General features: G+C 37.8%; 23 protein-coding genes and 1 pseudogene. 22 read left to right on the top strand and 2 right to left on the bottom strand.

The features are described 5' to 3' along the window. The first annotated feature begins 28 nt into the window (after nt 1-28). The 15 genes from C5L21_RS05680 to C5L21_RS05610 all read left to right on the top strand — a co-directional run bounded on the left by C5L21_RS05680 (nt 29) and on the right by C5L21_RS05610 (nt 19,291). A complete protein-coding gene (locus C5L21_RS05680) occupies nt 29-685 on the top strand; it encodes a cyclic nucleotide-binding domain-containing protein (RefSeq protein WP_085699054.1) in 657 nt (218 codons plus the stop codon). Between the two features lie 103 nt (nt 686-788). After that, the gene (locus C5L21_RS05675) at nt 789-1,913 is read left to right on the top strand and encodes a toxic anion resistance protein (RefSeq protein ID WP_133286149.1); all 1,125 of its coding nucleotides are present in this window, start codon (nt 789-791) and stop codon (nt 1,911-1,913) included. Further along, nucleotides 1,894-2,754 (top strand): YceG family protein, encoded by an 861-nt coding sequence (locus C5L21_RS05670; protein WP_004903814.1) that lies wholly within the window; start codon nt 1,894-1,896, stop codon nt 2,752-2,754. The genes C5L21_RS05675 and C5L21_RS05670 overlap by 20 nt, the downstream gene beginning before the upstream one ends. Nucleotides 2,755-2,764: 10 nt before the next feature. Further along, nucleotides 2,765-3,331, top strand: coding sequence for a hypothetical protein (locus C5L21_RS05665; RefSeq protein ID WP_223246003.1), 567 nt, complete (start codon nt 2,765-2,767; stop codon nt 3,329-3,331). Between the two features lie 169 nt (nt 3,332-3,500). Continuing rightward, nucleotides 3,501-4,832 (top strand): dihydrolipoyl dehydrogenase family protein, encoded by a 1,332-nt coding sequence (locus C5L21_RS05660; protein ID WP_133286148.1) that lies wholly within the window; start codon nt 3,501-3,503, stop codon nt 4,830-4,832. Between the two features lie 100 nt (nt 4,833-4,932). Next, nucleotides 4,933-6,177, top strand: a complete 1,245-nt coding sequence (locus C5L21_RS05655) for an ArgE/DapE family deacylase (protein ID WP_085699062.1) — start codon at nt 4,933-4,935, stop codon at nt 6,175-6,177. A 306-nt stretch (nt 6,178-6,483) separates the two neighbouring features. Beyond that, nucleotides 6,484-7,425, top strand: coding sequence for a YdcF family protein (locus tag C5L21_RS05650; protein WP_241652881.1), 942 nt, complete (start codon nt 6,484-6,486; stop codon nt 7,423-7,425). Nucleotides 7,426-7,449: 24 nt separating this feature from the next. Continuing rightward, nucleotides 7,450-7,857 carry a DUF1093 domain-containing protein gene (locus C5L21_RS05645; RefSeq protein ID WP_085699066.1) on the top strand — a complete coding sequence of 136 codons (408 nt, stop codon included), beginning with the start codon at nt 7,450-7,452 and terminating at the stop codon, nt 7,855-7,857. 64 nt (nt 7,858-7,921) lie between these two features. Further along, nucleotides 7,922-9,772, top strand: coding sequence for a glycerophosphoryl diester phosphodiesterase membrane domain-containing protein (locus tag C5L21_RS05640; RefSeq protein ID WP_085699068.1), 1,851 nt, complete (start codon nt 7,922-7,924; stop codon nt 9,770-9,772). Nucleotides 9,773-9,918: 146 nt separating this feature from the next. Then, nucleotides 9,919-11,103, top strand: a complete 1,185-nt coding sequence (locus C5L21_RS05635) for a galactokinase (protein WP_085699070.1) — start codon at nt 9,919-9,921, stop codon at nt 11,101-11,103. After that, the gene (locus tag C5L21_RS05630; RefSeq protein WP_085699072.1) at nt 11,100-12,575 is read left to right on the top strand and encodes a UDP-glucose--hexose-1-phosphate uridylyltransferase; all 1,476 of its coding nucleotides are present in this window, start codon (nt 11,100-11,102) and stop codon (nt 12,573-12,575) included. The genes C5L21_RS05635 and C5L21_RS05630 overlap by 4 nt, the downstream gene beginning before the upstream one ends. A gap of 97 nt (nt 12,576-12,672) precedes the next feature. Continuing rightward, nucleotides 12,673-14,079, top strand: coding sequence for a glycoside-pentoside-hexuronide (GPH):cation symporter (locus C5L21_RS05625; RefSeq protein WP_012305145.1), 1,407 nt, complete (start codon nt 12,673-12,675; stop codon nt 14,077-14,079). A 9-nt stretch (nt 14,080-14,088) separates the two neighbouring features. Further along, nucleotides 14,089-17,121 carry a beta-galactosidase gene (locus C5L21_RS05620; protein WP_133286147.1) on the top strand — a complete coding sequence of 1,011 codons (3,033 nt, stop codon included), beginning with the start codon at nt 14,089-14,091 and terminating at the stop codon, nt 17,119-17,121. Between the two features lie 12 nt (nt 17,122-17,133). Beyond that, entirely contained in the window at nt 17,134-18,174 is a 1,041-nt protein-coding gene (locus tag C5L21_RS05615; protein WP_085699076.1) for an aldose epimerase family protein, read from the top strand. 91 nt (nt 18,175-18,265) lie between these two features. Continuing rightward, nucleotides 18,266-19,291: a LacI family DNA-binding transcriptional regulator gene (locus tag C5L21_RS05610; protein ID WP_004905817.1), complete on the top strand. Its 1,026-nt coding sequence runs from the start codon at nt 18,266-18,268 to the stop codon at nt 19,289-19,291. 105 nt (nt 19,292-19,396) lie between these two features. Here the strand turns inward: C5L21_RS05610 and C5L21_RS05605 are convergent, their stop codons facing one another. Beyond that, complete coding sequence (locus C5L21_RS05605; RefSeq protein ID WP_133286146.1) at nt 19,397-20,770, bottom strand: DHA2 family efflux MFS transporter permease subunit; 1,374 nt, start codon at nt 20,768-20,770, stop codon at nt 19,397-19,399. Nucleotides 20,771-20,935: 165 nt separating this feature from the next. Here C5L21_RS05605 and C5L21_RS05600 point away from each other — a divergent pair, with 165 nt between their 5' ends. The 7 genes and pseudogenes from C5L21_RS05600 (at nt 20,936) to C5L21_RS09460 (ending at nt 25,649) form a co-directional block, all read left to right on the top strand. After that, on the top strand, nt 20,936-21,523 hold the full coding sequence (locus tag C5L21_RS05600) for a TetR/AcrR family transcriptional regulator (RefSeq protein WP_085699078.1): 588 nt from the start codon (nt 20,936-20,938) through the stop codon (nt 21,521-21,523). Between the two features lie 465 nt (nt 21,524-21,988). Further along, nucleotides 21,989-22,564 (top strand): TetR/AcrR family transcriptional regulator, encoded by a 576-nt coding sequence (locus tag C5L21_RS05595; protein ID WP_012305151.1) that lies wholly within the window; start codon nt 21,989-21,991, stop codon nt 22,562-22,564. An 86-nt stretch (nt 22,565-22,650) separates the two neighbouring features. Further along, nucleotides 22,651-23,691, top strand: coding sequence for an ABC transporter permease (locus C5L21_RS05590; RefSeq protein ID WP_133286145.1), 1,041 nt, complete (start codon nt 22,651-22,653; stop codon nt 23,689-23,691). A 12-nt stretch (nt 23,692-23,703) separates the two neighbouring features. Next, entirely contained in the window at nt 23,704-24,576 is an 873-nt protein-coding gene (locus tag C5L21_RS05585; protein ID WP_085699082.1) for a hypothetical protein, read from the top strand. 192 nt (nt 24,577-24,768) lie between these two features. Continuing rightward, a pseudogene (locus C5L21_RS05580) lies at nt 24,769-24,941 on the top strand (helix-turn-helix transcriptional regulator). Next, nucleotides 24,862-25,242: a DUF3278 domain-containing protein gene (locus C5L21_RS05575; protein WP_223246005.1), complete on the top strand. Its 381-nt coding sequence runs from the start codon at nt 24,862-24,864 to the stop codon at nt 25,240-25,242. The pseudogene C5L21_RS05580 and the gene C5L21_RS05575 overlap by 80 nt, the downstream one beginning before the upstream one ends. A 302-nt stretch (nt 25,243-25,544) precedes the next feature. Then, nucleotides 25,545-25,649 carry a putative holin-like toxin gene (locus C5L21_RS09460; RefSeq protein WP_186727984.1) on the top strand — a complete coding sequence of 35 codons (105 nt, stop codon included), beginning with the start codon at nt 25,545-25,547 and terminating at the stop codon, nt 25,647-25,649. A 182-nt stretch (nt 25,650-25,831) separates the two neighbouring features. On the opposite strand, the gene C5L21_RS05565 is transcribed toward C5L21_RS09460, so the two are convergent. Beyond that, entirely contained in the window at nt 25,832-26,353 is a 522-nt protein-coding gene (locus tag C5L21_RS05565; protein ID WP_085699084.1) for a hypothetical protein, read from the bottom strand. Nucleotides 26,354-26,371: the final 18 nt, after the last annotated feature.

Below are 26,371 nucleotides of genomic sequence, written 5' to 3'. Positions count from 1 at the left end.
TATGCTATAATGCACATTTGGAGTAACTATGCTTGATGTCAAAATTATTGAAGATAATCAATTACAATTTCTACCATCGGCAGTCGTTAACGGTAGTTTTTTAACACATTTTAAAAACGGAGACATAATTACCACCTCAGAAAGCAATAACCACACGGCCAGACTATATTATATGGTTAAGGGTCGTGCAAAAGTCATTTTTTTATCACAAGAAGGCCAGACCAATTTGATTCAATTTCTAAAGCCCAATGATTGGATAGGTGAACTAGAATTTTTAACGACTGAAAATACTTCAAAACAGGTTATTGCTATTGGGGATACAACGTGTATCACAATACCTAATGTACTGGTCAATCAGTATTTATTAACTAACGTTGACTACTTAAAAAACATGAACCAATACCTGACAAGAAAACTATTAGAGCGTACAGACATGATGATTGTTGGCCAATCGTACCCGTTCAAATTTCGTTTAGCATCATTTATTTTAGCTGATACTTATCGCGGTGAATATAGCGAACCGCACGCTGTTGTGATGGCTTATCTTGGTACCAGTTACAGGCACCTATTAAACACCTATCAGCAGTTTGAAACGGCACAGCTATTGATAAAAGTCGGGCGTAATCGTTACCAAGTCAATACTGCAAAACTAAAACAATTAGCTGGCAAAGCTATTTCGCGCTAAAACAGTACAGAGCCTAAGATAAAGTAGCCAAATTGATTGAGTTTTATATCTCAACCGTTGTATAATAAAGAAATTTAAAAATCAAACAAAGGATGTCAAGTGCATGTCAAACTTATTTTCAGTTGATACACCGGCTATCGAACCACATAATAATCAATATGAACCGCAATCTGTTACTGCAAAGGCGTTGATGTCTGATCCTGAAGTGATTAAAATAGCTGACAGTATTGATTTGACAAATACGGTCGCTTTATATGATTTAGGGAAAGAACCAGCAGATGAAATGTCAGCCATTGCTGGTAAACTACTTGATAAACTCACTGTTGCTGATACTATTGGCTCAACTAAAATTCTAGACGCATTAGTCAAATTAACAAAACAAATTGAGTTTAAGGAACTTAAGTTAGATCAAGAGCGTGGACTGAGGGCTTTATTTCATAAGGCAGAAGCAACACTGAAAGCACGTGTAGCAAAATACCAGTCAATTGGTGGTGAGGTTAAAACGTTATTTGTTGAGCTCAAATCCTATGAAAACACCATTCAAAAACGTGTGGATGATATGGATCAACTTGCTGTGGCCAATACAACATATGCTAAAAATTTGGATCAATATATTGCGTTAATTTATATTTTGCGTAATCGACAAGCTATCACGATTCAAAATACACTGTTGTCCGCACAAGGTGGTGACGAAGATGCGCAAATTGCATTACCAAAGTTGCAACAAGCAGCTGAAGTTTTGGATAAACGCGCATTTGATTTAGAGCAGGCTAAAACGATGGCAACCATTACAGCCCCTCAAATCAAACAAACCCAAGATAACAATCTGAATTTAATTCAACAGTACCATTCGGCATTTATTAACACGATTCCGGCCTTACAGACAGGCCTTATTCAAGCTGTTACAGCGTTGCAAGGCAATTATGCGCAACAGGGACTTAATGCACAAAAACAGGCAACAGCAGACTTGATGAAGAAAAATGCGGAACGTTTGGCCGTCAACAATAAATTTATTTTGGAGTCAAGTGGTCAACCAACGGTCTCTGTTGAAGATATGCAAAGTATTGTCACAACAATATTAGATGCAGTTCAAGAAACTAAAATGATTGAGCAGGCGAATGCTAAAAAGCGTGAAGCATCACGTCAGCAGATGAACAAAATAATGACTGATTTTAAAGCAGCCGTTAATGATGTTAAGGTAGACAATAATGGTCAAGAAAACAATTAAAACATTAGCACGTCAGGCGCAAGATGAACTTCTTGAAGAATCACAGAACAGTGCTTTATTGCAGGAAGATTTTGCCACAAAGGCTTATCAAATGGATGTTGTGCGGATTGAAACAACATTAGCTGAATTAAATATTTTGCTTGGTATGCCAGCAGTTATTCGTTCTGGTTTTGTACAAGATGATGCTAATAAATTAATCACTATCCCGACCGTTTTTGCTAAGGTTGATGGGCTGCCAGCTAATGAAAAACCATATTGGCAACACCTTGACAGTATTCGTGATACAAATGGGTTACAAGCATTAGTTACGCGTCATATGAACACAAGTGACTGGCGAATTTCATCAGAAGACTTTAATGCTATTATGTCTAATTTTACGGCACAAGCGTTACAACAATCTGATGCTTGGGCTTATCAATTACTGAATAAGTTATTGCAAAACCAAATTGCCGAAGCAATTGTTGCACTGCTTAGTGATTGGCCGTTCAGCGTCTCGCAAACAATCGAAAATCAGCAGTTTGTTTTATCGGTATTGCTAGACCTACCTAAAGAGTTATTAGAAATGAGTCTGGAAGTTGACTATCCAAAAGAAGTCCCATTATTGGCTGTGGTGCATCAAGAGTCCCTGGGTGAATTAACATTCGAAGATATTGTGGCTTTTAACATGTTTCATCAGCTAGGTTGGGATGTTGTTGTTTATTCACCACATGCTTTTGCATCGTTGGAAAATTATATGACAACAGACAGCTATGATAAATTCAGTTACGATAAAGTCAGAACAACCTCATCAGCAACTGGTGATCCGAAAAAATCCTTCCTACAAAAGTGGTTTGGTAATTAGGAGAAAGAAATTGAAAAGTATTACACATCACATGGCCAAATTATGGCTAATATTATTGATTGCACCATTGGTCGCTTTTGCACCGGAGAATGCTTCGGCTCGCAGTTTCAGTGGTGGGAGCCATACAACTGGTGGTGGACGTACCACATCACGTTCAAACCCCTCGTCAACGTTTAGGAGCTATCAAACACCCAAATCAGAGACACCACGTTCTGGCACTGACAGAGTGCAACAAAAAAAGTATCGTATCAATCGCGACAATAATAGGCAAACACGCTATCAATCTTATCGTTCGCAACCCAGACAAGGTGGCATCATGTCTGACTTTGGGCGTAGTTTAACGCGTGGCATCGGTTGGGGTGTTGGTTGGTCGATTGGCAGTCATATGGGAAATTCCTTATGGCATACTATGTTTGGATTTGGCAATAACACTTACTATGATCAAGACGGTCGCATGCAAACACAATCGGGTGGTTTTGCTGGCTGGTTTATCTTAATCTTATTAATTATCATCATTGTAGTGGTGGTTAAATTGCTACGGCGCTCAGGAAATAATTATCGACGCCATGAATACTAACCTGATAATAGGTCTAATTATGCTTAGAAACGATGACTATCGTTTCTTTTTTATTTGTGATAAATGGTTCAAAATAGGAATATATAGTGTTTTTCGATATAATATAACTAACAGGTTAGTTGGAGACATATCGTCTGTAACACCCGGAATGAACTTGGAGGAAAACTAAATGGCAACATATGATTATGACGTTTTGTACATTGGTAGTGGGCACGGTACCTTTGATGGGGCTATTCCCTTAGGTGCCAAAGGCAAAAAAGTAGCCGTGGTGGAGCAAGATTTAGTAGGTGGCACATGCCCTAATCGTGGTTGCAATGCGAAAATTATTCTTGATTCCCCAGTTGCGTTACAAAGACATATGGAAAATGTGCATGGGGTTGTCACTGGTGAGACAACAATTAATTGGCCAGCTAATCAGGCACACAAGCATGCCGTAATTGATGGTTTGCCAGCCTTCATTCAAGGTTTATTAGATAACAATAATATTGATATTATCTTTGGCCGTGGCATCTTAGCCGATGAGCACACGGTAAAGATCAAGGGGCAAGCCAAGACAGCAGATAAAATTGTGATATCAACAGGTCTACGCTCAAATCGATTAGATATTCCGGGCACAAATTTTGCTCATGATTCTGAAGAATTTTTAAACTTAGAGCAGATACCACAGCACGTTACAGTGATTGGTGCGGGTTATATTGCCATGGAGTTTGCAACGATGGCAAATGCAGCGGGTGCAAAAGTGACAGTCTTGTTGCGAGGCGATAAAGCGCTTCGAGCATATCATCAGCCGTTTGTAGAAAAAATCATTAACGATTTAACCCAGCGCGGTGTAACCTTTATGCGTGGCGTAACTGTCGAAGAAATCATTGAAAATGGGCAGCAATATACTGTTAATACTGGCAGTGCAACGATTGAGACCGATTGGGTACTTGATGCGACAGGGCGTATCCCCAACGTTGAAAATATTGGCCTAGAAGAAGTTGGTGTGAAATACAACGCAAAGGGTATTGTCGTTGATGATTATTTGCGCACTTCGGTCCCTAATATCTATGCTTCTGGGGATGTTATTGATAAGTCTCAGCCTAAGCTAACGCCCACAGCTATTTTTGAATCATTGTATTTGATGCACACATTTGCAGGCGAAACAACAGAACCAATTGTTTATCCGGTTATTCCGTCAGTTGTCTTCACTTCACCACGTTTAGCGCAAGTTGGTGTTACGGTGGAGGAAGCAAAGGCTCATCCGGAAAGTTACACGCTGGAAACAAACCACATACCAGATGATTGGTATCGACAAGTTGATCAAGAACAAATGGGTGATAATGTATTAATTTTTGATAAAAATCACAAACTTGTTGGCGCGACTGAAGTATCACATAAAGCAGATGATGTCATTAATGCCTTATTACCTGCTATTGAATTCAAATTTGGACCCAGTAAAATTGAACGTATGGTACATCTATTTCCAACCATTGCCTCATCTGCATGGGGACAATTATAAAAAATCAAGAGGCGTCTCTCATGATAATGACAAGGTGCTTTTTTTAAGCGTTATTAGTGATGTGTATTGATGAACTTAATGATCTAGAAAGTGTGAAAGAATGAATCAAGCAGAACAGATGTTACAAGACATTGTCGGGATGAACACAGCCGGTAATCATGAGGCTGATGTTGCAGCATACCTAGAAGCGCTCTTTAATCAGCACAATATTACGAATAAACTTGTTAAATTATCTGACAGGAGGATAGGTGTAATTGCTGAAATTGGCAATGGGAATGGACCAATATTAGCTTTTGATGGACACGAAGATACAGTAGCACTGGGCGACATGAATAAATGGCAGCATAATCCACTGAGCGGTGAGAAAATCGATGGTAAAATATTTGGTCGCGGTATAACTGATATGAAGTCTGGATTAATGGCAGCCGCAATTGCTATGGTTAATTTAAAGAAACAGGAATCCAAACTAAACGGTACTTTCAAATTTTACGCAACAGTCGGCGAAGAAAGTGGTGAAATCGGTGCCAAACAAATGGTTGAATTAGGCTTAGCTAGCCATATTGATGCCTTATTGATTGGTGAACCGAGTGGTTTACCGCTTGTCGGTTTACCAAAAAACCACAGTTCAGAAGCTTTACCGGGTATTGTTTTGCAAGAAAATCTGGATGAGTTGATAGTCAAAAATAATACGCAGGAACAACATTTTTTGGAAATTGCACATAAGGGTGCTTTATCATATCAAGTGACAAGTGAAGGACGTGCTGCACATAGTTCAATGCCCGAGCTAGGCATTAATGCGGTAGAGGCATTGCTGGTATTCATATCACAGCAAAAAAAATATTTCGAGTCACTCACTAGTATAGCTAACGACTTTTTAGGTACTACAACACCAGTTATTACCGAGATTAGTGGTGGCGAGCAACCCAATACTGTACCTGGTCATGCAACAATGACTGTTTTTATACGTACAATTCCAGAAGTAAGTCAAGAGCTGATTATCCGAAACATTGAGACAATTATTAATCAGTTGAATGATACATTGTCAGCAACGCTTCGCTTAGATGTCACAATTAAACATGCGCCAGTATCATCCTCACCAGAAAGTAGGTTGAGTCAGATCGCTAAAAATGTCGGTGAAAAAATATTAGAGCAAAAGTTACCTTTTATTGGCGTTTCTGGTGGAACCGATGCCTCACAGTTTATCAAAGTTAATCCTGATATGGCAGTACTGGTTTTTGGTCCGGGTAATGTGACAGCGCACCAAGTTAATGAATTTGTGTATGCCGACATGTATCATAAATTTATTAAAGTTTATGAAGAAATTGTGTCCCAATATTTAGCTTAGTTATTTTTAAATACGTCGTGACTTGTTATGACATTTTTTTAGATTTTAACCGTTAAAGAATACTGTTTTAAAGCAGTGTTCTTTTTTATTTTCATGCAATGAGTAACAAGTGCGATACTAGGTTATTGTGTTTGAGTTGAATTTTTTTCATGATACAATGGTTTGAGAAAAGAGGGGCGTTAATTTATGGGAAGTATGACAAATTTTTACTATATTTTTACTATATTATGTTTATTTGTTTCTATTTTACTAACAGCAGTGACGTGGTTTCTAATTAAAAGAAACAGGTATCGTTTACTTTGTGGTATGGCACTTATTGCAACTATGATGAGCTATTTCCTGACGCTGTCCATTTTTGTGCTGCAGATAAATAACCAGTTGGTTATTTATCTGTATTTGATCCTAATGGCACTGATATTGATACCTGTTGTTTTGCTGACTATCTTCAGTGCTTTTTTATTTATTTGGAATGGGTTAATTGTTTGGCGGCGTGAAAGTCATTCTTTAGGTAATTTACTGACCTTAGTCATTGGCATATTACTCATTATGATGCCAGTCCTGTTTAATTTACTGAATCATTATCTACCAAATAACAAGATTGTGACTTTCATTGAAAATGTGTCCTACTCATGTCAGAATTATCTTGTATTTTGGGTTTTGGCATTCTTGGCGTCATATTTTTTGACGAAAATTGTTAAGCCGAAGTACAATAAAGAATATGCAATTGTACTAGGATCCGGCTTAATTAATGGGGATACCGTTTCGCCGTTATTAGGTTCAAGAATACTAGTTGCCGCCAAGTTTAAAGCAAAGCAGTTGGCGAAATCAAAGAAGAAAATGATTCTTATCATGTCTGGTGGCCAAGGTTCAGATGAAAAATTACCCGAATCAGTTGCCATGAAAGCTTATGCTATCAAAAATGGCGTCCCTGAATCTGACATTTTAGTTGACGATCAGTCAAAAAACACATACCAAAATATGTTGTTTTCTAAACAAATCATCATCGATAATGGGCTTGATTTACAAAAAGGTATTTTTACAACGAATGATTATCATGTATTCCGAGCGGCTGGCTTTGCAAGATTAGTGGGCTTAAATATCGATGGCATTGGATCAAAAACAAGTAAATACTTTTTACCTAATGCATTAATTAGAGAATACATTGCAATCTTAGTTAAACACAAGAAATTTCATTTTTGTGCTGTTATATTAATTATTATCATCAATAGTTTGATTTTTATATCATAAGTCTAATCAGAGATAGGAGAATATATGAAAAAGAATACCATCATCATTGCTGTTATTTTAACTCTATTTTTAGTATTCGGGTTAGCAATTCAAATTCGTCATTATTATGATAATACTTATGCTTCCGTGACAGCTTACACTAGAGCACCTGAAAAGATTCCTAGTAAGGCGCAAACGCGAGATCATAGCGGCAAGGTAATTGAGGGCTCATATAGTTATCAGTATCATTTTAAGTTTGTAACAAAAGATGATACCACTAAGGAAATTGAATTTGAATTATCGGGCGAAAATATTAAACCCTTCAAAGCCAATCAATTGCTCAAAGCAGAGATTTCAAATATACGAGTGGTGAATGGGCCAAACGAGGTGAAAATTGCCGATATTCCAAAAACAGTGCTCGAAAAACTACCCAAAAACAATCCCTCAAATTAGATAAACGACCATTACTAATTTTTCCCCAACAGGATAAACCACAAAACGTGAGAATGGCATTAAAATGACAAGTAGAAAAACATCAGAAGTAGAAAAGGGTCATAACAAACAACATCGCTTATTAAGAGACGCTCTGGCCGTTTTTTTTAGAGATTGGTTCGCATATTTTTTCCTGGTATTAGCAGTTAATAGCTTGATTATAAATTTAATATTACCCATATGTAATTATGTCATGCGTTTTATTTTGTATGTTAATGATATTCCTTTTTTATCCTATACTAATATTTTACTGATTTTGATTTACCAGCCCTTTGCCGCGATTGAAATAATCTTTCTGGTAATTGTTTTGTTTTTTGGGACATTCTTACATTTTTCTTTTTTAATCCAAGGTGTGATGTATATTAAAGTGTATCACCGGCTGGACTGGATTAACATTATTAAAATAACAGGGAAAGACCTGGGAAAAATTAGTGTTTTTAATTTTTTAATTTACGCTTTTTATTTTGTTTTGATATTACCCATTAGTGGTGTTTTCTTCAAATCGCCATTTATTGCGAAAGTTAAGTTGCCAAATTTTTTATTAGATTTTATTTTAAGTAATACTATTTTATCAACATTGCTCGTAGCAATCTATATTATTTGCCTTTATTTTTCACTACGAATGCTGATGGTCTTGCCGCTAACTTTTTTTGAGAAACAAAAAATTTCGGTCATCATCAAAAAAAGTTGGCTTTTAACACAAAAAAACTTATGGCAGCTCATTTGGCGCAGTGTACTTTTGGTCATACTAATTGCACTGCTTGCTGTAGGCCTGTTATACATCTTGTATTTTATACAGATATATATTGATAGTATTCATCATAATAGAATTGCTTTATTGACGGCAATTTTAAGTGTCTTGCTGTTTCAATTCATGATTATTTTTTTCAATACGCTTAATTTTGTTACTTTTTTTAATATGTTAACCAGTTATACGAAACATGAGTTTAAACAACCGGCAATGCCATCGACCACGCTGAAAAAAAGGTCATTATTGCAAATTATATTTACGATATTCTTTTTGGTTTTCATTATAAAAGGTGTGTATGATAGTTATGTCTATATGACTAGTACAGCAGCAAACAATATTGTAACTATTTCACATCGCGGTGTTACTAATCGAAATGGGGTTCAAAACACAATACCAGCACTCGAAAAAACGGTTAAAAAAGAAAAACCAGATTACGTTGAAATCGATGTACGTGAGACAAAGGACAATCAGTTTGTTGTTTTGCATGATGAAAATCTTGCTTTATTAGCACGTATTTATAAAGCGCCACACGATTTGACGCTTGATGAACTAAAACAAACAACCATTAGAGAAAATGGCTATACAGCTAAAATTAATAGCTTTGATGATTATTTAGCTGCAGCAGAAAAGACTCACCAAAGATTATTAATTGAAATCAAAACTACGAAACGTGATTCAAAAGACATGGTTAACAATTTTGCAACCAAATATGGGCCAAGACTTAGAAAAAATAAATTTCTTGTGCAGTCATTTGATTATAAAGTCGTTACGCAATTACGAAAGAACCATGATGATTTATTTAGTAGTTATATTTTACCTTTCAGTTTAAGTTTTCCAAACACAGTGTCTGATGCTTATTCATTAGAAGAAACAACGTTGACTAAAAAGAATGTTTCAACGGCGCATAAGCAAGGTAAAATAGTTTTTGCTTGGACAGTCAACGAGGTCGAAGACATGAACCGTATGGTTATTTTGGGGGTGGATGGTATTATTACTGATAATCTTGAAGATCTCAATAAAATAGCAGGAAAATACGCCACAAAAGAAGGTTATGCCGAACGCTTCTTTATCTATGCTAATGATCTATTAAGCGTACTGGATACTGGTAATAGTGAGACGCCGTAGACAGTTAGCATCATTTATAAATAATTACTCAAAAGACACTTATGTGTCTTTTTTTTTAATGTCAAAAACCATTTAGTAAACATTGACTAAATGATTACTAAACATTATAATAAAAGTGTTGAAAGCGGTTACAAAAGGAGAACGATATGCCGGAAAAGAACGCAAAACTAGTACAAGTGTTTATAGACCAATTCAAAGAGAGACCAACTGATCAATTCTTTTCGCCTGGTCGTATCAATTTAATTGGTGAACATACAGATTACAATGGTGGTCATGTGTTTCCAGCAGCAATTACAATTGGTACTTACGGTGTTGCACGTCTTCGTGATGACATGCTGGTGAAATTATATTCATTAAACTTTCCTGACCAAGGTGTCATTACATTTGATGTCAACGATGAAACAAAGTTGTCACATGGATCATGGGGGAACTTTGTCAAAGGCGTATTACAGGCTTTACGCGGTTATGGTAACGTTTTTAATCAAGGCTTTGAATTAGTCATTGAAGGTAATATTCCCAATGCCTCTGGCCTCTCATCCTCAGCCTCCCTAGAATTATTGATAGGCGTTGTTGCCCAAAAGTTGTATCGATTGAAAGTACCACGCTTGCAGTTAGTTGCTTCTGGTCAACGTGCAGAAAATGATTTTGTCGGCGTCAACACTGGTATTATGGATCAATTTGCTATTGGTTTTGGTGAGAAAGCTCATGCAATTTATTTAGATACAAATACTATGATTTATGATATGGTACCGGTAGATTTGGGTGACAACGTGATTGTCATTATGAATACAAATAAGCGCCGTGAATTAGCCGATTCTAAATATAATGAACGTGTCAAAGAGACGCAAGAAGCGGTTTATGAATTGCAGCAATCGCTGCCAATACAATCGTTAGGCCAATTGACTAGTGGTACGTTTGAAGCGAATGCACATTTAATTAAGAATGACACAATTTTACGACGTACGCGTCATGCTGTGACAGAAAATGAACGTACGCAATTAGCGGTAGAGTCACTGCGAGCTAATGATTTAGTCAAATTTGGCGAGTTGTTGAATGCATCACATGACTCTTTAAAAAATGATTACGAGGTGACTGGAATAGAGCTAGACACTTTAGCAGAAACAGCACAAAAAATACCGGGTGTTTTGGGAGCACGTATGACAGGTGCCGGTTTTGGTGGTTGCGCTATCGCCTTAGTTAATCGTCAGGCTGTCGATGACCTCAAGACAAAAGTAGGTCAGATTTATGAAGAAACGATTGGTTATGCGCCATCATTTTATGTTGCTGATATTGGACCAGGGGCCCACTGGATTGGTGAGGTAAAAAAATGACAACTGCAGCTGTTGTGAGTGGCTTTGTACAGCAAATTATTATGCATTCAGAATATGAACCACTCGACACACAATATTTAGTTAATCGTGTATTGGCATTGGTTGGGGAAACATCTTTCCAAGATACTGAGTCACGAAAGGGCACAACATTGCAATTATTAGATGCTTTGTTAAATATCGCTGTAGCCAATCAAGCTATTCGTGACATTACAGCGCAGCGTGACCAACTTGCATCACAGTTAATGAATTTCTTTGCCAGTACACCCAGTCGCGTTAATCAACGTTTTTGGCATTTATATAAAGAAAGTCCAAGTGTCGCTACGGACGATTTTTATAATTTCTCAAAAAGAACGAATTATATTAAAACCCGTGAAATTGCGCAAAATATTTTTTATCAAGCGAATACAGATTTTGGACAAATTGATATCACCATTAATTTGTCCAAACCAGAGAAAAATCCGCGAGATATTGCAGCTGCGCTTCAAGCGCCAATAACAACTTACCCAGTCAATCAATTATCTTTTCAAAATGAAGGGTTTATCGGAACTGCTACGTATCCCGCACGCACTAATCATCGGATTATTCGCGTCCCATTAGTGGGTGAAAACTGGGGATTTCAATATTCACCGTACGCTTACTTTAACGAACATGCCATTATTTTAGCACCAGTGCATCGACCAATGAAAATTGATAGGTTAAATTTGTCACGCTTGTTAGCGTTTGTCGACCAATTTCCAGATTATTTTGTCGGTTCAAATGCTGATCTGCCGATTGTAGGTGGTTCGATTTTGTCTCACGATCATTTTCAAGGTGGTCGATACGATATGCCAATGGCTAAAGCAAAAATGGCTTCTCATTTTCCGTTGGGCGGCTTAAAAGATGCGGGTATCTTAAAATGGCCGATGTCAGTTATTCGATTAGTTGATTCTAACCAAGTAAAGCTATTAGATGCGGCTGAACAAATTATGGCCCATTGGCAATTTTATGCAGATGTTGGTCGACATATCGAACCTTACAGTACAGATGGCACTAGGCACCATACCGTGACACCAATTGTCCGTAAAAAGGGTAATGACTATGAATTAGATCTTGTATTACGAGATAATAACACTTCAGCCGAATTTCCAGAAGGTATATTCCATCCCCATCCTGATGTACAGCATATTAAGCAAGAGAATATTGGTTTGATAGAAGTCATGGGGTTGGCTATCTTACCGCCACGTCTCAAAAATGAATTACAGGCTGTCCAAAATTATTTAGTCGATTCACAAACACCAATTGTATCGAAACATGCGGTGTGGGCACAGCAACTGCATGAAAAACACGGTAATGTGTCGCTGCAAGAGGCTAAAATAATTGTTCGTCAATCTGTCGCAGATATCTTTATTCGTGTTTTGTCGGATGCAGGTGTGTTCAAATGTACGCCTGATGGGCAGGCAGGTTTCAAGCAATTCATCGATACACTGCGTTAAGTTAAAAATATAGCTATTTTTACGATAGTTATCACGTAAAAATGATAACCTTTGTTTTTTAAAATAAAATGTAAGCGCTTACTTAAGGAGAAGAAATATGCAAGCGAAAAATTGGAAGCAACGTATCAGTTATGCGTTGGGTGCTTTCGGGCACGATAGTTATTATGTCACTCTGAGTACTTACTTTATCCTTTTTGTGAGTAGCTCGATGTTTGATGGGTTACCCAATGAATCTGCCTTAATTGGTATTGTTACAAGCTTAGTGGTCGGTATTCGATTAGTTGAAATTTTCTTTGATCCATTGATTGGTAATGTCATTGATAATACTGAAACAAAGTATGGTAAATTCAAGCCTTGGCTTATTGTTGGTGGCTTGGTGTCATCCTTAGCGTTATTGGCTATTTTCACTAATTTTGGTGGTTTAGCTGAGCGTAATCAGACGTTATTTATTGTACTATTTGTGATTGTTTTTATCATTTTGGATGCATTCTATTCATTCAAAGATATTGCTTATTGGTCAATGATTCCAGCAATCACTACCGATACGACAGAACGTGAAAAGCTAGGAACCGTTGCCCGTTTTGGCTCATCTTTAGGTGCCAATGGTACCACGATGCTGGTTGTCCCAATTACGACATTTTTTACTTATTTGGCTACAGGTCGACATGAGCAAGGTGCTGCTGGTTGGTTCTGGTTTGCCATGATTGTTGCCTTAGTATCTTTTGGAACAGCTGCAATTACAGCATGGGGGACAAAAGAAAATGAATCTATTATCCGGCAAAAAGCACCAAAAGTTAAAACAACGGATGTTTTCAAAGCTATTTTGAAAAATGATCAATTAATGTGGTTAGCTTTGTCATATATTGCCTATGCGTTAGCCTATGTTGCTACAACTGGTGTGCTGTATCTGTTCTATAAGTTTGTATTGGGACAACCTGGTTCATTTTGGATGGTTGGTTTAATTGGAACAATTACTGGATTTGTTGCTGTACCATTGTTTCCTTGGTTGGCTAAGACAATCACGCGTCGCTGGGTTTATATTGGTAGTATTGTCATGCAGTTAGTGGCGTATATGCTCTTTATTTTTGGTGCCAAAAGTGCAATTATTGTCATTATTGCGACTATCTTGTTCTATTTCCCATACCAGCTAGTCTTTTTATCAGCATTAATGACAATTACAGATGCCGTAGAGTATGGTCAATTGAAAAATGGTGTACGTAATGAAGCTGTGACATTGTCAATTCGACCTTTGCTTGATAAAATTGCAGGTGCATTTTCAAACGGTATTGTTGGATTCATTACTGTTGCAGCCGGTATGACAGGGCATGCAACGGCGGCCAGTGTCAGTGCACATGGCATTAATACTTTTAACATGTTGGCCTTCTTGCTGCCTGGTGCGTTAATGTTATTTGCTGCGGTAATCTTTGCTTGGCGTGTCAAATTAACCGAAAAAATGCATAATCAAATTGTTGAAGAGTTAAAAGCCAACTTAACAGCAAAATAGGAGGCCAATATGACACAAACATTAGCGCAAATTTTAGCACGCCGCGATTGGGAAAATCTCGGCGTGATTGCCGTTAATCGCTTATCAATGCATGCACCATTGCAATTTTGGCATAAAAATGAAAAGCCAGTGTATGGGCAGAAAAGTAATAATGAGTCGGTTTTAAATGGTGAATGGCAAATGAGTTATTTTGACCAGCCAGAACATGTACCCGAAACATGGTTACAAACAGACCTAGTTACTGGTGACAAAATCACTGTTCCTGCTAATTGGCAGTTACAGGGTGACTACGATGTTCCTATTTATACAAATGTAACTTATCCAATTCCAGTGAAGCCACCTGATGTACCCGAACAAAATCCAACTGGGGCTTATAGCAAAGTATTTAATTTACCAGAAGATTGGTTATCAGCTGGTTACGTCCATGTGACATTTGATGGGGTGGGATCTGCGTTTTATTTGTGGCTTAATGGTGAGTTTATTGGCTACTCTGAAGACAGCCGATTACCCGCAGAATTTGATCTCACCTCAGCCGTGCAGCTGGGTGAAAATCGTCTTTGCGTGCTAGTATTGCGTTGGAGTAAAGGCACCTATTTAGAAGATCAAGATATGTGGCGTTTGTCTGGTATTTTTCGTGATGTCACCTTGAGACATCTGCCCGAACAGCATTTGTTAGACTATTGTGTCACAACAACATTAGATGCCGATTTCGATCAAGCCATTGTCAGTGTTCAGACAAAGAGTACCGCCGATGTATTCATTCAAGCCGCTTTATATTGGCAAAATACGTTGGTTGCAACACAAATCAACAGTCCTGGTACAGAAGCAATCGATGAACGCGGCGCTAATCCGAATGCGTTGCAATTGGATTTGATTGTTGACAAACCCTATTTATGGTCTGATGAACTACCTCACTTATATGAATTAGTGTTAACAGTTTCTGATAAAAATAAAGTAGTAACACATATTGAGCACGTTCAAGTTGGTATCCGCAAGGTTGCTATTGTAAATGGCCTATTAACTTTAAACGGCAAGCCATTACTCATTCGGGGTGTTAACAAACATGAATTTCACCCAGAAAAAGGTTACGCTATTGATGAAACCACCATGCGGCGGGATATCGCGTTATTAAAACAGAACCATTTTGATGCAGTCCGCCTATCACATTATCCCAATCAGCAGCGTTGGTATGAATTGGCAAATGAATACGGAATACTTTTGGTTGATGAGGCGAATATTGAAACACATGGTATGATACCGATGAACTTACTGACTGACGACGTCAATTATCTACCACAAATGCTTGCCCGATTGACACGTATGGTGTTGCGTGATCGCAATTTTCCGGCCATTATTTTGTGGTCATTAGGAAATGAATCTGGCTATGGTCATAATCACGATGCACTATATCAGTGGTTAAAACAAACAGATACGACTCGGCCAGTACAATACGAGGGCGGTGGAGCGGATACAATAGTGACAGATATTATCGCGCCAATGTACGCTCGTGTATCCGAAGACCAATGTTTTCCAGTTAACACCAAATCGTCGTTAAAACGCTGGATAAGCAAACCAGGTGAACAACGGCCGTTAATTCTATGTGAATATGCCCATGATATGGGAAATAGTTTAGGGGGTTTTGATAGGTATTGGCAAGCCTTTCGACAATTTGAGCGATTGCAAGGTGGGTTTATATGGGATTGGGTCGATCAAGGATTAGCGAAAGATGGAGATTATGCTTATGGTGGCGACTTTGGGGATTCACCTAACGATCGCCAGTTCAGTTTGGATGGGTTACTGTTTCCAGATCGAACGGCAAAACCAGCGCTGCAAGAGGTTGCCTATCAGCAACAATATCTGCAATTTAGGTGGCTGAATGGTCAGCTAAGTGTACGTAGTGAGTACCTATTTAAAACGACTGATGCGACATTAACGTATACTATTGTTGTAGATGGTAAGCCCATGAAAGAAGAATCGTTGACGCTGAAGTTGCCACCAGAGACAAAAAAAGACATTGTCGTTTGTTTACCCAAAATTGGTCAACAAGATGTTTTTTTAAATATTAAGGTCACACAAAATGTGGCGACAATTGATTTGCCAGCTGGTCATTTATTAGCTGAAGAACAATTTGTTTTACAGCGCAAGACACAATTTGTATCCTTACCAGTGACTGATAGGCCAATGGTTGTTGAGACTTCACACGCTGTGATGATTACAAGTAGACATAATAAATGGTACTTTGACACAGATACGGGTTGGTTAACTCAGTGGTTAAAAGATGGCGAGCAACAATTTATTACCCCCTTACAAGATCATTTTACACGCGCACCAATTGATAATGATATTGGCGTGAGTGAGGTGGCAAATCCAGATCCTAACGCTTGGGAAGCGCGTTGGCATGATGCCGGTTGGTTTAATTTGTCAGCACAATTAGACGACTTTGCAATCGCGAAAGTCGGGGCATTTATTGAAGTACAAACGATACACCACTTTTTAGCTGGTCATGAGCAAGTTCTATCCTCACGTAAGACTTACCGCTTCAACGCGGACGGCATGTATTTAACAGTTGATGTGTCAAGAAATATCAATAGTTTACCACCGGCACGTGTCGGATTGCAGGTTCAAGTAGGTATATTTGATGGCTTAAGTTACGTTGGTCGGGGACCCCTTGAAAACTATCCTGATAGACACAGCGGCGCACGCATGGGCTATTGGACACAAACACTTGACGAATTAACGACGCCCTATATTTTTCCGAGTGAGAATGGCTTGCGTATGGCAGTTAGTTCATTGCATTGGGGCAGTCATCATATTTTGGCACCCCAAACCCCCTTACAAATCGGTGCGAGTCGCTATAGCGAAAAAGCTTTGATACAAGCCAAACATCGTACAGCGTTAGTTGCTGATGCAGGTGTTTGGTTAAATTTAGATGGCCAGCATATGGGTGTCGGTGGGGATGATTCTTGGTCGCCTAGTGTTGCGTCAGAATACTTATTGACAGCACCATTTTATCATTATGAACTCATGTGGACGGTAAATTAGAAAGGAAGTAATATGATTACAATCACTGATTTTGGCCAACATCACGGTCAAAAAGTCTACAAATATACATTACAGAATAAAAACGACACGCGTTTGGGTGTGTTGAATTTTGCTGGCATTTTACAAGAATTTTCAGTTGCCACACCATCAGGTGAACGGGTCAATTTGGTGCTGTCTAGTGATAAATTAGAAAATTTACTTGCTGATTATAATATTAATCGTGTGATTGGTCGAACGGCAGGTCGTATTAGAAATGGCCAGTGGGTACAAAATGGGCAGCAGATTACAACTCCGAGTAATGAAAATGGTCATACATTGCATGGCGGTGCGCAAGGTTTAGGTGAACAATTCTTTGAAGTAACAATTAACGAGTCCAATAATTCGGTTACACTTTATCGCAAGCAGACGTCCGATGATGATGGTTTTCCAGGCACATTAGATGTGTCGGTTACCTATCAACTAACGGCCGATGACCGTGTCATAATAACCTTTACCGGAACACAATTTGACACGGACGGTGTCTTTAATCCAACAGTGCACACATACTTTAATCTTGCAAATAAAGAAGAGCAGACCGTTTTAGAACATGATTTGTGGCTGAATAGTACGCAACATTTAGCGGTTAATCATGATAAGGTACCAACTGGTGGTTTGATTGACAATGCTGACTCTTTGTTTGATTTGAAAAATCATTCCGATTTTGGACAGGCGCTCCATAGTTTACAGGAAACGACAAGTGAAGGTGGATTTGATGATGTCTTTTTAGTCAGACCGGATTTGACAACACCCATTGGTTACCTAGAAGATCGCCATTCTGGTAGACGAATAACAATCTATTCAGATCGCAATGCGGCTGTGATTTTTACAGCGGGACAACTCGATAGTCAGGTCGTAAAAAATCTGAATCGAGGGGATGGCCATCCATCATTAGCAGTTGCTATTGAAGCACAAACGGCACCAAATAGTGAAAATTTACGGGCATTAGGTGATACATTTTTGCCCGCTGGAGAAAAGCGAACGCACACCATTATATATGCGTATACGCAAAAATAATCTTCTTAAGACAATACTTTAAGTGTTGTCTTATTTTTTGTTTGAATTTTGTTTACTAAACAGCGTATAATCATACTCAATGAGGTGAATTATGGTAAGTATTCGAGATGTTGCTCGACAAGCAGGCTTATCACCTGCGACTGTGTCACGTGTTTTAAATCAAGATGACACACTGCAAGTTACTGAACAAACGCGCCAACGCGTTATTGAGGTGGCTAATAAATTAAATTATCAATTGAAAAAATCGGGTCGCCGAACTGCTGCTCACCATAGCACAGATAAACTATCCATTGCGTTAATCAGTACATTTAGTGAGGAACGCGAGTTAAATGATCCATATTTTCGTTCAATTAGGACTGGCATTGAAGTTGCCGCAACGCGCTGGCAGATCAAAGTTGATATGGTATTTCGATTAGATGCACCTAAAAAAAATTGGAAACAATTATCGCAATACGGTGCAGTCATTATTGTTGGCAATGTGAGCCCTACTTTACTTGCAAAAATCCAATCGTTGAACCCACATGTGGTTATGGTAGACGATGATCAGCCTGTAACAAATTACGATACCGTACATAATGATTTTTCCGCCCAATCTTATCGGGTACTAGACTACTTATTTGCAAAAGGACACCGAAATATTGCCTTTGTTGGGGCAGATGTGGCGTTATACGATGAACACGGTATGGTCGTTAACGAAAGAATTGATCCCAGGCACCGCGTCTATCGTACGTGGATGGCTACCCACGGCTTGACAGAAAATTTATCTTCTTTTTTAGTTGGTTGGGACACTATGCAAGCATTGGAAGTTGTACCAATTATTCTCAACAAAAACCCACGCCCTACTGCAATTTTTGCTGCTTCAGATCCGATTGCTATCGGCTTGTATCGTGGTTTGCAAACTGCTGGTTTTAAAATCCCAGAAGATATTGCTATTGTGAGTTTTGATGATATTGAGGTTGCTGGATTTTTAACGCCGTCTCTGACTACTGTTCATCCAGAGGCTGAGGAAATGGGCAAGGCTGCCTTACGTTTAGCTCGCGAACGCTTGGTAGGCGAACGAGAATTACCAGTAGAATTGATAATTCCGTCAACTTTGATGATTCGTGAGAGCGTCTAATGATTCTGAATATTATGTTTTAAGTCAGTATTATCGTTTAAAAGCACTTATACGCAATTATCTAGCTGTATTTGACGCAGCCATAATTTTGTATAAGTGCTTTTATTAATGCTTGTCTTTACCACTCAATAAGAATCCAGGAATTACAATTGCCAGGGCAAGTACACCCAGCCAAAAGAAACCGTGTTGTAGTGCTAAAGCATAGACGTGTGGGGAAAACGTCATGTGTTTTGTGGTTAGTAGGTGAGTCAATTGACTCGCGACTAGCATTGCCACTAAGGAAGTACCATATGCACCTCCGACATTTTGAAAAATTCGGGTACCAATGGTTGCTTCAGGGACATCTTGTTTTGGCATGCCAGTATATGCATCTGTCATTAAAGGCATGAAAACTGTATTAATCCCAATGCCACTGATGAATAAGATGGCGCTGATTAACCACATACTAGTTGTTTCATCTACTTTTGTTAGCGCGGCTAGACCACCAACTACTAATACTAAACTACAGAAAACTAAATTCTTCATACCCAGCTTATCCATTAGTTTTCCTGTTAGTGGTCGAGCCAAAAACATACCGATACCTTGTGGAATTAATGCATAAGCAGCATTTAAAGCACTGAATCCTCGTGCCGATTGGAAATATGTGGTTAACAAGAGCGAAGTACCATTCATAACAACGCCTGCTAAAATCAAGCCAAGCGTGGCACCAACATATGATTTGAAACCAAATAGATGTAATGGTAAAACCGCATTTCCTTTACGGAAATAGGCCCATATGAGATAGACAACAAACAAGGCAAGTCCCAATATAATAAAGGGCTTTGTATCTTGATTCCATAAAGTTTTATTAGCCTTAACCACAGCATAAATCAAAGATGTAGCAAACCCTCCGAATAGCAGAGTCCCGATTAAATCAAATGGTTTCTTAGTATTTTGCGCAGGCATAGAAGGTAACTTCCAAAAAATACCGATAATTGCTAATGCACTGACAGGTACGTTCACCCAAAAAATCCATTCCCATGACACTGAGTTCATAATTAGGCCACCAATAATTGGTCCAAATATAGGCCCTAGCATCATTGGTAAAGCAACGATGAGCATTAACTTTCTAAAGTAGACACCAGCTTGCTGAACAAGTAGTGTTGTAAGCATTGGAATAACTAGTCCAGCGCCAAAACCTTGTACTACTCGAGCACCGATTAACCAATTCAAATCAGGAGACAATGCTGCTACGATTGAGCCAATCAAGAAAATAATTTGTGCCCATAGATAGGCCAAACGACCATTAAAGTGGTTTAATAGCCATCCTGAAAATGGAATCGCAATTCCCATGGTGAGCAAGTAAGCACTTGCTATCCACTGCACGTGAGATAGCGATGTGTGAAAAGTACTGACCAAGTGGGGGATAGCAATATTGACCATTGTTCCGTCTAACATGGGGGCAAGACCCCCTAAAACTAGAACCCAAGCCATTGCCATTAAGGCACTTGGGACTTTATTATCTTTTTTTCTGACATACTTCACTCCTTTTTATATTAGGTACATAACGTACACTAAATAGAATACGATTAATTTAATCGTTAAGCAATGCTTTTTTAGGGTCAAAAGGTGCATTGTGTATCTTAAATGTGTTATAATAACGCTATGGCAGACAAAAGACGTCGAGGAGATCAACTCGAAAACACAATTTATGAAACAACTTTGCGTATTTTAGAAAGAGATGGTTATAACAAGACGACTTTCGCGCAAATTGCTCGAGAAGCAAAAACTAGCCGAACTGTGTTATATCGCCGTTGGGATAGTGTTTTTGAGTTGGTTCATGATGCGATTACAGCTAATGAGTTTAGCGAACCACCGTATGATATTGCGATTAATACTGGCAGTTTGCGCTCTGATTTAATTGCACTTGGTCATTATTATGAAAACTATGGCTCACATGTTAATAATGAATTTGTTCGCGCAAGTGTTCAAGAGTTTAGCCAGGGTTCTTTACTTGCAAAACGTTTGATGTCACAAGTTCGTCGCTCTAACTTAGCTACTATGGCGAAAATAAGCAATCACGCTATTGAAAATCAAGAATTAGATCAAGCACCCAGTGAACAGGTGCAGTTACTTTTATTTGAAATACTGCGCTATCATAGTATTTTGGTGAATAATGCAACTGGCCCAGATATTCCGACTTTAGTTGATGAAATTATATTACCGGCATTCTATGCCGGCGGTAAGTTGTAACCAAACGTAATCAAGCAGGTCAATATTATGGTTATGTAACATGCTGTGCCTGTGAACCCTTAACGCCGATAAATCAAAATATAAAAAGACAGATAAAACAAATGAAGTATTTATCTTTGAAGCAGCAAACATTTCAAAAATATTTACCAAATTTATTGCAGGTATTGTAGTTTTTTTGACATGGTATTTCGATATATTTAGAAATGAAGAGGCATCTATGTGCCTATTTTATGCTTCTGGTGCTAGCTCGTTAGCCCACATATTTTACTCGAAGAAAGTGGTTTACCATACTTCATCGAAAAATTGACAATTTTGCCTACTTAGAAAATTTAAGCCTATTTAGTAATCGCATGAGAAATCGACCGGCTGTTCAAATCGTTTTGACAAGTGAAGGACAGCCACATGCCTTGCAAGATAGTTAATATTATGATGAACAAAAAAGATATCATTTGATATACTCAAATTATGAAAACGAATAAAAATACAATAATTTATGATACGGTCGAAAAAAGAATCGTGAGCGAATTTTTAAAATTACTTCAAAGTGTTGGTTATAAACAAATAACTGTCAGCCAATTAATTATTAATAGCCAAATTAACCGTTCAACGTTTTATGCACATTTTTTAGATAAAGAAGACTTAATCACGCATTTACAGGTGAATTTATTAACTGAACTAACGAAAGATTTGCCTGAAGTTAATGTATATAGCTTAAACGACCAGGACATTGTGAGGGGCAGAATTGAAACTATCATAAATCGTGTTTACGACAAGAAAGCTTTATTTAAGTTATTTTACAGCGATAAATCAGATGGTTTGTTTTTTTCACGTTTCTCAAATTTTTCAGAACAATTATTATTACAAACTGATATACCCGAGCGTATGACTGTACCGGAAGTTTATTCGTTTGCTGTCATTGATGGGGTTATGGTTAATTTAATTCAGAATTGGATAAAACGAGATTTTGTTGAGACGCCAGAAGAATTTTCAGGTATTGTCAGTCACATATTACCAATAATGTTTAAAGGAATCATCGCATAAGAACCGACACTTTTCGAAAATTGTTGGTTCTTTTTATTTTTCTCCTTTGCTATGATTTGTTTATTGAAAACAAAAGGGGATAACAAATGAAACCTAAATCTACATGGCGATTCATATTGACTTTAACTATTGGCTTAACTGCAGTTCTAGCGATTATGATGACAGCTTTTTCACTACCAGCAGTTAATTCGGGCATTAATAGTGTGCCAATTGGTATCATTGCCACTAACGATGAAACTTTTCAGAAAATGGCAAAACCATTACGAAACAAAGAATTCAAAGTGAGTGAATATGCGACGGCGTACCAAGCAAAAGCGCAAATTAATAAGCGTGATATTTATGGCGCCATATCACTTGATGCTTCGGGAAACTTAACAGTCTACGAAGCTACCGCAGCATCGGCTGCCGTGGCACAGGCTTTAACGCAAATCGGAAACAGTGTTGTAACACAACAAAAGGCTATTGGGTCAGCACAAATTAATCAGATAATTGGCAAAACAAATGACGTTAACACAATTAAGGCTTTAAATCAGAAGCTCGCACAGTTGAATGCTAAAACTGCTAAGATTGTTGAAGTCAGGGCTTTCCCAAAGGCTGATTCCAAGGGAACTGGTTTAGCAGCCGGGGCATTACCAATTGCTCTTGGTGGTTGGATTGGGGCGGTTGCTATTGCTAACATGGTTAAAGGTAAAAGACAAAAATTTGCCGCAGTCATTAGTTTTGCGGTAATTGGGGGCCTGGGATTAGTTGCTGTTATTCAATATGGCATTGGTACATTTGATGGCAATTATTTCTTAACTTCATTAGGGGCTATGTTAGGCATTGCTGCAACAGGGTTCTTTGTACTTGGTATATTAGAAGTTTTGGGTAATCCAGGACTAGGTATTGCAGCCGTATTGCTAATATTGTTGGGCAATCCTCTATCTGGATTAGCTTCCGCACCAGAAATGTTACCAACTGGTTGGGGAGCGCTGGGGCAATTACTACCACCAGGAGCAACTGGTACACTACTAAGAAACATTGCCTTCTTTAATGGACATGCTATTGCATACCCATTAACTGTATTATTAGCTTATGTCGTTGTTGGTATGTTGTTATTCAAAATTGGTAAAAAATCGAAAGTATAGGAGATATTCATTATGGCAAACTACAAAATTACTTTTAGATTCGATGGACAAGTTGTCACAGAAGAAGACATTAGAGCTGTTGAATTACAAAGGTATCATCATGTATTTAAAATATTTGATGCAAAGGCTATTCCCATAACTTTAGATAATCAAATACTAGATTTGGAATCGCTACTTCAGTTGCCACTCGAAAATGCCAAAGTGGCATTAGCAGAAACTAGAGAAAAAATTGGCAAACAAAAAATGCTAACCTTATTTCAATCTGAAATCGAGGAAAGCAATGACATGTGGCGTGAAATAGCTTTAGCATCGCCTAATCCTCAAAAATATCAAGCAGGTATTGTAGAAGTTGAAACAGAAAATATTTCTCTTGTGCAATTTATGATGTTTAATCAGTTACTTGCTAAGAAAAATAATCTCTATTTGCCTTCAACAATTCACCCAGAGCACTATTATTTCGATGCCAATAGCAAAGGGGAGCAAACAATTATTGAAACCTTTGGGATGTATAAAGAACCATCTTACTTAGATCTGCGTCCAGACTCGGATATTAAGTATCCCATAGCACCAGATCACAATGTTAGCTTAGTGATGGCTGGGAAAACGTACTTGAAATCACTAAATATTGATACAAAACTAATTGGCATGCATCAGTTGACTCAAACAACAACTGGTATGAAAGTAAAACTTGGTGTATTTTTACCAACTGCTGCACCAAAAGAAATTGTAGATGGGCATAAATGGCACCTAATGGTTGAATTCAACAATGGCCTGCACATTGCCGCAGAACAACAACCTAACGCAGTTCAAAAATTTATGTTAGAAATGGCAATTAAACATATGGAAAAGAAGCAGCACGTGGCAAAGCAGGTTAAGCATGAATAATAATATATGAAACCTTGCGATTAACTATTATGTTAATGGCCATCAGTATGAATTTAAAAGAACGAGAACAGGCAAGCAATTGCCTTTTTTTGATGTTTATCGCAGATTAGTTTGTCTTACTGCATTTCAGAAAAGTAGTTACAAATCACGTGATTAATGTTTAGTCATATATAAAGGACATTGGAGAGCATCATGAACCATATCAAAATGTACCACAAAGCAAAAAAATGTCACAATATGAGTTAGCACAGGCCGTTGGCGTAGCTAGGCAAACCATTAATTTGATTGAGAACGTCAAAAATAATCAAACGCTTTTATGGTGTTCAAGGGGTATTAGACGAATATCGGCGTCAGGAGCTCTATAAAATTGGTAATACCGGATTTATGGCACTGTTTTGCTATACCTTAATTAGTAACGTTATTGTTTTTGTAATTGTCAGTTTAGATAACTACAAGCACGTACAAGATATTCTAATATGGTACATGTCAATCAATATATTATTCTTAACGTATGGTATTTGTGGTTATGTTCTCATTGCCACCCGCCGTCGTCATTTACTGGAAAACGAGGTTCTGGATATTCAAAGTCAAAAATTGCATCTCACGTTTTTAGCAACACGACAAGGCATTTTTTTGGACTATTCAATTATTTATTTAATGTATTAATGTACATGTTCCAAAGATTAAATTTAAAGAAAGTACAGTAACGTAGCATTACTCATTTTTGTTTATTGCTTATTAAATAATTTGAATCACTTGCTAGACTAATAGTGAATAAAAATACATTACAGAATCGCTTTTAAAAATTAGAAAAAGCATTCTAAAGAGCCCATAACGTCTTTAGAATGCCTTTTTGATATATGATATACTATTAAAAGCAAACAAGTTAAGATGGTGGCTATCCTGAATGGAGGTGGTGCTTATGGTGTTAAAACTGTAAACTCAGATTCTAGGAAAGGAGAGGCCTTGTGTCCGTACCGGATACATTACAGCTGATGATTAGCTTTGGGATGTTTATCCTAGCGTTAATTACTTTAGTTGTTGTGTTGATCAAAAACAGCACAAAAAAATGACCATCTTAGCTTCGCACAGCTGATGATCATTTAAGTGAATTATTAGTGATGCCACCGTCTAAAACGGGTTTGCTAGGAGTCGCAGTTGATGCTGCGACTTTTTCTATACGTTTATTATAGCATAACTGCCTTTTTTGCGTAAATAATTTATTTGTTGGGTTGTGTCTATCATAACTAATAAACTAATCACTTTTTTTCAGTTTTAAAGCTTTAAGATGCCACCACATGTTAACAGATTGGCCAATCAAAAGACCTTTCACCGAACCTCCTAAAGTAGCATAAACTATCATGTACTGAAAAGAATGATAAGCTATTGGATTTACAAAACTATGAAAACTTAATAGCAGCATTATAAAAATGTTAGCTAGCATTAAAAAGATACTATAAGTACCACCAACCATCTCGGTTTTATTGTTGTAATAATAAAACTGCTGTAATTTGTAAGACCAATGCGCTCCAATAAAGCCAAATAGTATAATCATAAATACAAAAAGAATAATCGTAGGTAATAAATATTTAAAATGAGTCATTTTGTTAAGTCCGAAAAGCAAAAGTAGTATTGGGGCAACATACACTTTTAAAGCACCCAAACGACGGCTACTTAAATATTTTTTTGTTAGTAGTGTGCTGATAAAAGCAATCCAAGCGCCTACTAACAGCACAATGTACCAATATTCTATAAGGGTATTTATATCTTTTTGCATGAGATGTCTCAGACTTTG

The organism is Leuconostoc citreum, from assembly GCF_004354555.1.
Classification (GTDB): domain Bacteria; phylum Bacillota; class Bacilli; order Lactobacillales; family Lactobacillaceae; genus Leuconostoc; species Leuconostoc citreum.
This window is presented reverse-complemented; position numbering and strand designations above follow the sequence as displayed.